The organism is Mycobacterium sp., from assembly GCF_052145595.1.
GTDB lineage: Bacteria > Actinomycetota > Actinomycetes > Mycobacteriales > Mycobacteriaceae > Mycobacterium.
The window spans coordinates 21,178-31,882 of the sequence record NZ_JBKQOI010000020.1; the positions used below are offsets into that span (position 1 = coordinate 21,178).

At 64.1% G+C, this 10,705-nt stretch carries 10 protein-coding genes and 1 pseudogene; 9 read left to right on the forward strand and 2 right to left on the reverse strand.

Annotation, left to right across the window (positions count from 1 at the left end; all coding sequences use genetic code 11):
- Positions 1-10: 10 nt before the first annotated feature.
- Genes ACLP4W_RS01480 through ACLP4W_RS01505 form a run of 6 tightly spaced genes read left to right on the forward strand, consistent with a single transcriptional unit; the run spans position 11 to position 6,537 of the window.
- The gene (locus tag ACLP4W_RS01480) at positions 11-1,099 is read left to right on the forward strand and encodes an XdhC family protein (protein ID WP_442383416.1); all 1,089 of its coding nucleotides are present in this window, start codon (positions 11-13) and stop codon (positions 1,097-1,099) included.
- The gene (moaA, locus tag ACLP4W_RS01485) at positions 1,096-2,112 is read left to right on the forward strand and encodes a GTP 3',8-cyclase MoaA (RefSeq protein WP_442383418.1); all 1,017 of its coding nucleotides are present in this window, start codon (positions 1,096-1,098) and stop codon (positions 2,110-2,112) included. The genes ACLP4W_RS01480 and moaA overlap by 4 nt, the downstream gene beginning before the upstream one ends.
- Positions 2,113-2,139: 27 nt before the next feature.
- On the forward strand, positions 2,140-2,592 hold the full coding sequence (locus ACLP4W_RS01490) for a hypothetical protein (RefSeq protein WP_442383420.1): 453 nt from the start codon (positions 2,140-2,142) through the stop codon (positions 2,590-2,592).
- Positions 2,592-4,103: a long-chain-fatty-acid--CoA ligase gene (locus ACLP4W_RS01495; protein WP_442383422.1), complete on the forward strand. Its 1,512-nt coding sequence runs from the start codon at positions 2,592-2,594 to the stop codon at positions 4,101-4,103. The genes ACLP4W_RS01490 and ACLP4W_RS01495 overlap by 1 nt, the downstream gene beginning before the upstream one ends.
- A gap of 2 nt (positions 4,104-4,105) precedes the next feature.
- The gene (locus ACLP4W_RS01500; RefSeq protein ID WP_442383424.1) at positions 4,106-5,803 is read left to right on the forward strand and encodes a PHA/PHB synthase family protein; all 1,698 of its coding nucleotides are present in this window, start codon (positions 4,106-4,108) and stop codon (positions 5,801-5,803) included.
- A 5-nt stretch (positions 5,804-5,808) separates the two neighbouring features.
- Positions 5,809-6,537: an alpha/beta fold hydrolase gene (locus tag ACLP4W_RS01505; protein WP_442383426.1), complete on the forward strand. Its 729-nt coding sequence runs from the start codon at positions 5,809-5,811 to the stop codon at positions 6,535-6,537.
- On the opposite strand, the pseudogene ACLP4W_RS01510 reads toward ACLP4W_RS01505, so the two are convergent.
- A pseudogene (locus ACLP4W_RS01510) lies at positions 6,494-7,237 on the reverse strand (LLM class F420-dependent oxidoreductase); the annotation flags it as partial. The gene ACLP4W_RS01505 and the pseudogene ACLP4W_RS01510 overlap by 44 nt on opposite strands.
- 310 nt (positions 7,238-7,547) lie before the next feature.
- On the opposite strand from ACLP4W_RS01510, the gene ACLP4W_RS01515 reads away from it, so the two are divergent.
- Together ACLP4W_RS01515 and ACLP4W_RS01520 are read left to right on the forward strand one after the other, a co-directional pair.
- Complete coding sequence (locus tag ACLP4W_RS01515) at positions 7,548-9,062, forward strand: FAD-dependent monooxygenase (protein ID WP_442383436.1); 1,515 nt, start codon at positions 7,548-7,550, stop codon at positions 9,060-9,062.
- Between the two features lie 76 nt (positions 9,063-9,138).
- Positions 9,139-9,681, forward strand: a complete 543-nt coding sequence (locus ACLP4W_RS01520; RefSeq protein WP_442383428.1) for a GNAT family N-acetyltransferase — start codon at positions 9,139-9,141, stop codon at positions 9,679-9,681.
- Positions 9,682-9,777: 96 nt separating this feature from the next.
- On the opposite strand, the gene ACLP4W_RS01525 is transcribed toward ACLP4W_RS01520, so the two are convergent.
- Positions 9,778-10,206, reverse strand: coding sequence for a pyridoxamine 5'-phosphate oxidase family protein (locus ACLP4W_RS01525; RefSeq protein ID WP_442383430.1), 429 nt, complete (start codon positions 10,204-10,206; stop codon positions 9,778-9,780).
- A gap of 183 nt (positions 10,207-10,389) precedes the next feature.
- Between ACLP4W_RS01525 and ACLP4W_RS01530 the strand changes: the two genes are divergently transcribed.
- Complete coding sequence (locus ACLP4W_RS01530; RefSeq protein WP_442383432.1) at positions 10,390-10,620, forward strand: hypothetical protein; 231 nt, start codon at positions 10,390-10,392, stop codon at positions 10,618-10,620.
- Positions 10,621-10,705 lie beyond the last annotated feature (85 nt).

Sequence of the window (10,705 nt, forward strand, 5' to 3'; positions counted from 1 at the left end):
AGAGAAGCCTATGCGCGACATCCTTGACGGTCTGACCGCGTGGCGTGCCGAGGGCGAACCGTTCGCGCTTGCCACGGTCGTCAAGACGTGGAACTCCGCACCCCGTCAACCCGGCGCATCGATGGCCGTGTCCGCATCGGGGGAGGTACTGGGCAGTGTCTCGGGCGGATGTGTGGAGGGCGCCGTCTACGAGCTTGCGCGGGAAGTCATCGAAACACGTAGAGCCGAACTTGTGCGCTTCGGTGTGACCGACGACGACGCGTTCGCCGTGGGCCTCACCTGTGGCGGCATCCTCGACGTTTTCGTCGAGCCCGTCGACGACACGCATTACCCGATGTTCGACAAGGTTCTCAAAACGATCCGGGGGCACCGCCCGGTTGTCGTCGCAACCGTCACGTCCGGTGCCGTCGCCGGTCGGCACCTCGTCATGGACGAAGACTGGATTGCCGGGTCGTTGGGCGCGCCCGAATGGGATGGGGCCGCGCAAGCTCAGATGGGCACCCTGCTCAACCAGTCAGCCACCGAGATGGTCGAGGTCGGACAAGAAGCCGGGCCACTTCAGGCGGCGTCGGTGTTTGTTCAGGCGTTCGCGCCGCCGCCCCGGATGATTGTGTTCGGTGCGATCGATTTCGCGAGCGCGGTCGCGGACATCGGCAAGTTTCTCGGCTACCACGTCACGGTCTGTGACGCACGCCCAGTGTTTGCGACCCAGGCACGGTTCCCTCGTGTTGACGAGCTCGTTGTCGACTGGCCGCATCGGTTCCTGAGCGCGCAGAACATCGACGAGCGGACCGTCCTGTGCGTCCTGACCCACGATCCGAAGTTCGACATTCCCCTTCTCAAAGTCGCGTTGGAAACCCCTGCGGGCTACATCGGTGTGATGGGTAGCCGCCGGACGCACGCAAATCGTGTCAAGAGCCTTCGCGACGAGGGTGTGCCCGAAGTGCAGCTCGAACGGCTGGCGTCGCCCATCGGCCTTGACCTTGGTGCCCGAACCCCGGAAGAAACAGCAGTTTCCATCGCGGGCGAAATCATCGCCTCAACCTGGGGCGGCACCGGCGTGCCGTTGCGCATGCGGGAGGGGGCGATCCATCGATGACTCAGCTTCTCGCGCTCAGGGACGAACAGCGGCTCCTCGACAACTTCGGGCGCGTCGCTAGGGACCTCCGCGTGTCATTGACCGACCGGTGCAACCTCCGATGCACCTATTGCATGCCCGCTGAAGGAATGCAGTGGCAAGCCCCAGACACGCTGCTCACCGACGACGAGCTGGTTCGGCTGACCCGAATCGCGGTGCAACTCTGCGGGATCGAACGCGTCCGCCTCACGGGTGGCGAACCACTCATCCGTCGGAGCGTCGCCAACGTTGTCGCGGGTATAGCCGCGTTAACCTCGCGCCCGGAAATCTCGATCACCACGAATGGTCTGCTAATCGACAAGTTCCTTCCTGAACTCATCGAGGCCGGCCTCGACCGGGTCAACGTGTCGCTTGATACGTTGCGCCCCGATCGATTCAAGCTCTTGAGCCGCCGCGACGGACTCGACCGAGTCCTGGCCGGATTGGCTGCCTGCCGCGCTGCCGGGTTGACACCGGTGAAGGTCAACAGCGTACTCATTCGAGGAGTCAACGACGACGAAGCCTGCGACCTCTTGTCGTTCTGCCTCGAACACGATTATGAACTCCGATTCATCGAACAGATGCCGTTGGACGCCGACCATCGTTGGCGCCGTGAAGAAATGGTCACCGCGGACGAAATCCTGGCCGCACTGCGCTCAGGATTCGACCTGACCGAAGCCGGCGACCGTGGTTCGTCACCGGCTGAGCACTTCCTCGTAAGTGGTGGACCAGCACGCGTCGGTGTGATCGCGTCCGTGACTCGCCCTTTCTGCGGATCGTGCGACAGAACCCGTTTAACGGCTGACGGCCAGATTCGGTCGTGTTTGTTCAGTACCAAAGAGACAGACCTGCGTTGGCTTCTCCGGGGAGACGCAACCGACGAAACCATCGCGGACGCTTGGCGTTTCACGATGAGCCGGAAGGCGGCCGGACATGGGGTCGGGGATGTGGACTTCGTTCAGCCGCAGCGATCGATGAGCGCGATCGGCGGCTGAGAAATGAGCTCAAACTGGAGGGAATCAATGTCATCCGTCGACACGCCTAGCTATCCCGTCACGCTCTACGACGGGCCGGACGCGAACGGCATCGCCGATATCATCGCGACGCTGCTCGGACAGAACTTCGAAAACTTCCCTTCGCGGATCGATCTCGCGCGCAGACTCTCTCGCCCGGTGACCATCTACAGCAGCGACACCGACAGCGCCTGCACCATCAATTTCGGCATCAGCGAGGCCGTCGTCTTCAATGACGTCGTCGGAAAGCCGAGTGTGACGGTGACGGCGACGGTCGATCAGATCCTCGACCTCTCGCAGCTCAAGATGAAGGCGTCGGGGCTGTTGCCGGTGGGCTTCTTCACCAAGCGGGGGTTGCGGGTATTTGCCGCCATCGCCACCCACAGACTGATCGTGAAGGGTCTGATCGCACATCCCGTCACGGCGCTACGTGTGATCGCGCTGCTCTCGGTGGTGTCGTGATGACCAGCCTGAGTACCAGTCTTGTTGCCTCGAAACGTGATTACCCCGATCGAGTCGCTTTGCGCTGTGACAATGTGACGTTCACTTACGCCGAGCTTCACGCGGCCGTCGCTCGAGCGGCCACCCTGCTGGAACGCTCTGGAGTGCAACCGGGTGATCGGGTGGGTGTGATGCTGCCGAACATCCCGGCCTTTGCCGTCTCGTTCTACGGCATCATGCACCGTGGCGCGGTGGCGGTCCCGATGAATCCGCTGCTCAGGGCTCGCGAGGTCGAGTTCTACCTGTCCAACACGGGCGCGAAGGCGTTGTTCGCGATGCCCGCCAACGCGGAGGAAGCCCAGGCCGCCGCCACGGTCGCGGGCGCGCAGTGTTGGCTCGTCGACGACGCCGGTCTGGCGGAACTGATTGCGGATCTGCCTGAGCAGGAGGGTCCGGTCGAACGCGAGGACACCGATACCGCGGTCATCCTGCACACCTCCGGCACTACGGGTAAGCCCAAGGGTGCGCAGCTTACCCATGGCGGTCTAAGACGGAACGCTGAGATCTATGTTCGCACGCTCGTCGATATCGGCCCCGGCGACGTGGTGATGGGCTGCCTGCCGTTGTTTCATATTTTCGGCCTGACATGCGGGCTGAACGCTGCGGTACTGGCCGGCGCCACGCTGACATTGGTCGCGCGGTTCGACCCCTGCAAGGCGCTGGAGGTGATCGAGCGAGACGGCGTCACCGTGTTCGAGGGTGTGCCGACTATGTACTCGGCGCTGCTCAGCGTGGCGGAGGATGTCTCATCTACGGCGACCACGAGCCTGCGGACTTGCGTCTCGGGTGGCGCATCGTTGCCTGTTCAGTTGCTCGCCGACTTCGAGAAGGCCTTCGGCTGCATGATTCTCGAGGGCTACGGCCTGTCGGAGACCTCGCCGGTGGCCTCGTTCAATTACCCGGATCGGCCGCGCAAGGCCGGCTCGATCGGCACCCCGATCGAGGGCATCGAGATGCGCGTGGTGGGCGTCGACGGTAACGAAGTGCCGCAGGGCGCGCCGGGTGAAATCCGGATCCGCGGTCACAACGTCATGGCGGGCTACTGGAACATGCCTGATGCCACGCGCTCGGCGATCTCGCCCGACGGCTGGTTCGCTACCGGCGACATCGGTCGAACCGACGAGGACGGCTACTACTACATCGTCGACCGCAAGAAAGATCTGATCATCAGAGGCGGATACAACATCTACCCGCGCGAGATCGAGGAAGTGCTCTACGAGCATCCCGCGGTGGCCGAGGCAGCAGTGGTCGGCATCGCCCACGACTCGCTCGGCGAGGAGGTAGGCGCCGCCGTCGCACTCAAGAATGGCGCGACAGTGCACGCCCACGAATTGCGCGATTTCGTCAAGGCTCGCGTAGCCGCATACAAGTATCCGCGGCGGGTGTGGTTCGTCGATGCGCTACCCAAAGGGCCGACCGGCAAGGTCCTGCGCCGCGAAGTCAACATTCCGACAAGCGAAAGCACGAGATAACCATGGTGGATACTCCCTCGACCGTCAGTCCGGACGAACTGGCCGCGCCGCTGGATCTGGTGCTCAGCAGCGCCACCCGGCCATTCGTCGGGCGGATGACGCCCAACCAGGCCTGGGCCCGGTTCGGCGTCAATCTCGCCAAACAACCCGGCACGCTGGCCAACCGTGGTGGCGCGCTGGCGCGCGAACTCGGCAGCATCGCCGCCGGCAAATCCGACCGGGCGCCCGCCAAAGCTGACAAACGCTTCAGCGACCCGGCCTGGCAACAAAATCCGCTGCTGCATCGGACCATGCAGGCATACCTCGCTGTGGCTTCGACCGCCGACCAGTTGTTCGCCGACGCGCGGCTGGATTGGCGGGATTCAGAGAAGATGCGCTTCGTCCTCGACAACATCGTCGAGGGACTGGCACCGACGAACAACCCGCTGATCAGCCCGCTCGGCTGGAAAGCGCTGATCGACACCGGCGGTCTGAGCATCCTGCGCGGCGCCAGAGCATTCGCCCGCGACATGCTGTCGAAACCTCGGGTTCCTTCGATGGTCGAACCCGACGCGTTTGCGGTGGGCGAGACGGTCGCCGCCACCAAGGGCGCGGTGGTACTGCAAACCAGGATGTTCGAGCTGATCCACTACGCCCCGCAAACGCCGACGGTACATAAGATTCCGCTGCTGATCGTGCCACCGGTGATCAACAAGTACTACATCATGGACATCGCCCCAGGGCGCAGCATGATCGAATACTTCGTACAGCAGGGACAACAAGTTTTTGCGATCTCGTGGCGCAATCCGCAAGCACGACACAGGGATTGGGGAGCCGACAGCTACGGCGCGGCGATCGTAGAGGCACTCGATGCGGTACAGAAGATCGCCGCCAGCGACAGCGCGCACATCCTGGCATCCTGTTCGGGTGGAATCCTCGCCGCGATGGTGGCGGCGCATCTCGCCGCTATCGGAGAGGGCGATCGGATCGCGGGACTCACCCTCGCCGTCACCGTCCTCGATCAAAGCCGCGCCGGATTCGCCTCGGCGGCGATGAGTGACCGCGCTGCACAGGCCGCGATTCGGGCCTCGGCCGAGCGGGGCTACCTCGATGGTCGGGCCATGGCAGAGATGTTCGCGTGGCTGCGTCCCACCGATCTGGTGTGGCGGTATTGGCTAAACAACTATGTGCAGGGCCGGTCACCGGCCGCGTTCGACGTGTTGTTCTGGAATGCCGACACCACCCGCATGGCGGCCGCGCTACACCGCGACATGGTGCTGATGGGAGTTCACAACTCGCTGGTCACGCCCGGGGCGGTGAGCATGCTCGGCACACCGGTCGATCTGTCGAAGGTCACGTGCGATGCGTATGTCATGGGTGGCATGGCCGATCACATCTCGCCGTGGCAGGCCACCTACCGCAGCGCGCGGTTGCTCGGCAGCAAGGACAACCGCTTCGTGCTGTCCACCAGCGGGCACATCGCCGCGTTGGTCAACCCGCCGGGCAATCCCAAGGCGTCCTACCGCACCGGTCAGGTGGGCCCGCAAAGCCCGGACGAGTGGATGGCATCTGTTGAAAGGTCCAAGGACTCGTGGTGGCCGGACTGTGCGCGTTGGCTCGCCGAGCGCAGCGGGCCCAAAATCGACGCGCCGAAAAGCCTTGGTGCAGAGAATTATCAGCCGCTAGCCCCCGCTCCCGGCACGTACGTCCTGCAGAAGTAGCCGATATGAACCCCGCCGCCGACGACCGTTACCTGGCCGTCGGCGGCCAGCGCATCCGGGTTCGGATAGAGCCCGGGACAGGTGTGCCGCTGGTGTTGTGCAACGGCATTGGAGCAAGCCTGGAGGTGCTCGCTCCGCTGGTTGCCGAGCTCGGTGCGCGGTCCATGGTAATCCGGTTTGATGTGCCGGGGGCCGGCGGATCACCCGCGTCTGCTGCACCCTATGGGTTTCCGTACCTTGCCTGGGTGCTGGGACGGGTGTTGACCGAACTGGGCTTCTCGGTCGTCGACGCACTCGGGCTGTCCTGGGGCGGTGCTTTGGCGCAACAGTTCGCGTTTCAGAACCCGCGGCGTTGCCGTCGATTGATTCTGGCGGCGACTGGCACCGGCGTGTTGATGGTTCCCGGTCGCTTAGGCGTGCTGTCGAAGATGCTTACCCCGCGTCGGTTCTCGGACCCCGAATACGCTGCGGCGATCGCCCGGGAACTATACGGGGGTGTCGTTCGCCAGCATGACCGCGACGTAAGCGTGCGTCGCATCGAAGGCCGCCGGAATCAGTCGACTGCCGCCAGATCCTCGCTGCAAAGAGGGCAAATAGCAGGGAAGCTAGTTCTGCTAACCACTTTCTCATCGACCATCGAGATTGGGAACCTACATCACCACGGCGGCGCGGTGCAGCGGGTGCGGTTCATGCGATGTCGGTGGCGGCCTTGTCGCGGTCTCCGCCCCAGTTGATCCGGCCTTCCATCCCGATGCCTTCGGCGCTCCGGCCCGCGGCCGCCGCCGCGCGCCTCACGCGCTCACCCGCGTAGTCGAGGCCGGGTCCGGGTCCAATCATCGGGAACCAACCGTCACCGAGTCGTCCGGCGCGCTCGTAGGCACGGTCGGAGGCCGCACCGAACCACACCGGGATCGGCCGCTGGATCGGCCGTGGGGCCAGTCCCGCGCCGGTGATCGTGTGGTACTCGCCGTTAAACGTGACCGACGGCTCTGTCCACAGTTTGCGCATGACCTCGACCTGCTCCTCGGAACGCTTGCCGCGGTTGGTGAACCTCTCGCCAAGCGCTTCGTACTCGACGGCATTCCAACCCAGCCCAATGCCGAGCCGGAACCGACCGCCGGTGAGCAGATCGACCTCGGCGGCCTGCTTCGCCACCAATGCTGACTGCCGCTGCGGCAGGATGATGACGCCGGTGACGAGTTCCAGTGACGTGACCGCCGCCAGATAGCCGAACATGACGAAAGGCTCATGGAACGTTGAGTCGATGTCGTACGGGCCCTGCCAGCCCCGGTGTACCTTCGGGTCGGCGCCCACGACATGGTCGTAGGCGAGGATGTGGGTGAATCCGAGTTCTTCGACGCGCTGCCCGTACGCACGCAAGACTGCGGGGTCTCCACCAAGCTCGGTCTGCGGGAACACGACGCCAATACGCACTGGTCTTTCAACCACGCGGTGCCTCAATTGCTTCCCGCACAACGAACGCCTGACTATGCATTTCCGCGCGATGCCCGCCGCCTGTCGCGCTGCAGACGGCGGTCGTTAGTGGATGCAGCTACCGACTCGGCGCGCGGGTCAGGGGAGCCGGCAGGCTGGGAATTCATCCCTCACTTTCAACATATAGCGCGCCTGGGGGCTTGCGGCAAGACCCGGGTCATGCCGCAAAATCGCTGGTCGAGGCGAGAATCACCGAATCGGGGGTTGCGAAGTGCGCGTCTTGTTGGAACCGGGCCGAGAGGCTGAACCGATATCCGAGCATGCGGTGGTGGTAGCCGGAGGGGGCCCGACGGGGCTCATGTTGGCGGGTGAGTTGGCATTGGCAGGAGTCGACGTCGCCATCATCGAGCGGCGGACCAGCCAGAACCTGATCGGCTCGCGTGCGGGCGGGCTGCATTCACGCACAATCGAGGTGCTCGATCAGCGCGGTATCGCTGATCGGTTTCTGTCGCAGGGGGAGGTGGCGCAGGTCGCGGGTTTCGCACAGATTCGCCTGGACATCAGCGACTTTCCCACCCGGCACCCCTACGGCCTGGCGCTGTGGCAGAACAACATCGAGCGCATACTGGCCGGCTGGGCCGACGAGCTGGCAGTGCCGATTTATCGCGGACGTGAGGTGACGAGTACCGCCCAAGACCGCACCGGCGTCGATGTCGAGTTGGCGGGCGGCCAGGTGCTGCGGGCGGAGTATCTCGTCGGGTGCGACGGTGGACGCAGTTTGGTCCGTAAAGCGGCCGGCATCGACTTCCCCGGGTGGGATCCGACTACGAGCTATCTGATGGCCGAGGTCGAAATGGCCTTCAACACGGGCTCGGCGACGGGCGCGGATTCGGGCCCAACGCCGGAATGGGGTATCCGCCACGACGCGATCGGCATCCATTCACTCAGCACGCTGAAGGACGGGGGGCCGGTGCGGGTCATGGTGACGGAGGGGCGCCTCGGACCCACCGGCGAGCCCACCCTGCGTGATCTGTGCGACGCGCTAACCGTCGTATACGGGACCGATTACGGGAGCCACAGTCCCACTTCGATTTCCCGGTTCACCGATATGGCCCGCCAGGCGGCGGCCTATCGCAATGAGCGGATCCTGCTGGCCGGGGACGCTGCACATGTGCACCACCCGGTGGGTGGACAGGGCCTCAACACCGGTGTGCAAGATGCGGTGAACCTTGGATGGAAGCTGGCCCAGGTCATCAAGGGAACATCATCCGACAACCTCCTCGATACCTACCACGCCGAACGGCACCCGGTCGCCGCGCGCGTGCTACGCAACGCGATGGCGCAAATGGCGCTCCTCCGCCCAGACGACCGCACGAAGGCGTTGCGCGACAACATATCCGAACTTCTCAGCATGGACGAGCCTCGCAAACGATTCGCCGCTATGATGTCCGGCTTGGACATCCATTACGACCTCGGTGAGGGACACCCGCTGCTCGGACGGCGCATGCCCGATCTCGACCTGGTCACCGCCGACGGTCCGCTACGCGTATTCGCCTTGCTGCACGACGCCCAGCCAGTGCTGCTGAACCTCGGTGAGCCCGGCGGCGTCGACATCGCTCCATGGGCCAGCCGCGTTCAACTGACCAACGCGAAATATGTTGGCGAATTGGATCTTCCGGTGCTTGGCGCGGTCAGTGCTCCCACCGCCGTGTTGATCCGGCCCGACGGACATGTTGCCTGGGCCGGCGACCGACCTCGCCATGGGCTCGCCGACGCCCTCACCACCTGGTTCGGGCCGCCCGATGTGGCCCGGCGGCACGGGTAAGCACCGGGGCCGACCGACCCGGGGCCCGGAGTCATCGCCGTTACCGCCGTCGCCGAACACCTGCGAGACTACTGGAATGCCAGCGAGCAGCACCCTGGTGCGTCCGGCTTCCCCACACGATGCGGCCGCCTGCATTGCCATTTACCGCCCGTATGTCCTGGACACGGCGATCAGTTGGGAAATCGAAGTCCCGACCGTAGCTGAGATGGCTGCGCGCATCGCCGTCGCCCGCGACACCCACGAATGGCTCGTCCTCGAACGCGGTGATCGGATCATCGGCTTCGCCTACGGACACGCATTCAATCGCTTGGCTGCCTACCAATGGTCGACCGAGACCGGCATCTATGTCGACGTCGATCATCACCGTTCCGGCGGTGGCAGCAAGCTGTACGCGCGACTGCTGCGTCGGCTCACCGAGCGCGGCTATCGGCGCGCCTTCGCCGGCATCACCCAACCCAACGAGGCCAGCAACGGTTTTCATCGATCATTCGGCTTCCAGGATGCTGGCCTATACCGGCGCGTCGAATGGAAAAACGACAACTGGCACGACGTGGCCTGGATGCAACTCGACCTGCTCGGCACCGCCGACCGGGGTGAACCGCCCAGCCCAATCATCTGATCTGAAGTCGTCCGGAATTGCGTTGCGGACAAAAGATATTCGACAGTGTATTAAAACGCAGAGCCCCAGGATGAACCGACCCAAAGCTTGAGTGGTTTACACGCCGCCAGAGAAGTCAGCGGTGAGCCAGCGGTCGGGCCGGACGGTGAACAACACGCACACCTGATCGGCGAGGCTACGAACAAACGCGCGCCCACCCTCCTCGCCGAGGTACCGGATCGCGATCGCTTCCCGGACTTCCACCGGGGTCGGCGTGGTCGTCTCGATGACGGTGCCCTCCACGACCACGTATTGGTACGGCGGTTCTTCGTGCTGGACGACCAGCGTCACCGCGCCAGCTTGTTCGATGAGCCTGGCCTTGCGAGAAGACGCCCCGGTGTTGATCCGGATGTCACCGCCGGGTACGTAGTCATACCAAATCGGCACGCTGGCCGGCGGGCGGCCGTCGACGGCAGCAACGGACAGCACGGCAACGTGATTTCCTGCGAGGAAATCCTGACGTCCCGTCTCGGTGAAAACCTTCATGTCGGCTGAACACGGCCGCCACGCAATGCTATTCCCCGTTGGTCGCCGCCGACGCCACGTTTGGGCCCACCGGATGGGGTTGTCGAGCAGGGTGCCGCCGTGCTGAACTTTCGCAGGGAGAGGCCGCGTGAATCGCGGCACGGTCCCTGAAGTGAGCCTTCGCTTTGGAAGGGATTCGCTCTGATGTACATCTCCAAAACCCGGCTGGTCATCGCCACATCCCTAATGGCCGTGGGCTTCGGCACCCTGGGCGCTGGCACGGCGTATGCCTACCAGGAGCATATGTTCGCCGCCAGGGACGATCTGCAGCAAGCTGCAAATGAGCTACAGCAGGCCGAGCACGATAAGGGTGGACATCGGGAAGCTGCTCTCGGCCTAGTGTCCTGCGCCGTAAATTACGTTAATAAATGGTAAACTCGGTGGGTGACGCGTAGGGGTCGGCCGGTGGCCGAGTTGGTGTTGAGCGATGACGAGCGTGAAACGTTGCAGCGGTGGGCGC

What these genes read in the sequence shown, in the direction of transcription:
- ACLP4W_RS01495 (WP_442383422.1), top strand. Translation starts at nt 2,592, where the DNA reads ATGACCAGCCTGAGTACCAGTCTTGTTGCCTCGAAACGTGATTACCCC.
- moaA (WP_442383418.1), top strand. Translation starts at nt 1,096, where the DNA reads ATGACTCAGCTTCTCGCGCTCAGGGACGAACAGCGGCTCCTCGACAAC.
- ACLP4W_RS01520 (WP_442383428.1), top strand. Translation starts at nt 9,139, where the DNA reads ATGCCAGCGAGCAGCACCCTGGTGCGTCCGGCTTCCCCACACGATGCG.
- ACLP4W_RS01480 (WP_442383416.1), top strand. Translation starts at nt 11, where the DNA reads ATGCGCGACATCCTTGACGGTCTGACCGCGTGGCGTGCCGAGGGCGAA.
- ACLP4W_RS01505 (WP_442383426.1), top strand. Translation starts at nt 5,809, where the DNA reads ATGAACCCCGCCGCCGACGACCGTTACCTGGCCGTCGGCGGCCAGCGC.
- ACLP4W_RS01530 (WP_442383432.1), top strand. Translation starts at nt 10,390, where the DNA reads ATGTACATCTCCAAAACCCGGCTGGTCATCGCCACATCCCTAATGGCC.
- ACLP4W_RS01500 (WP_442383424.1), top strand. Translation starts at nt 4,106, where the DNA reads ATGGTGGATACTCCCTCGACCGTCAGTCCGGACGAACTGGCCGCGCCG.
- ACLP4W_RS01490 (WP_442383420.1), top strand. Translation starts at nt 2,140, where the DNA reads ATGTCATCCGTCGACACGCCTAGCTATCCCGTCACGCTCTACGACGGG.
- ACLP4W_RS01525 (WP_442383430.1), bottom strand. Translation starts at nt 10,206, where the DNA reads ATGAAGGTTTTCACCGAGACGGGACGTCAGGATTTCCTCGCAGGAAAT.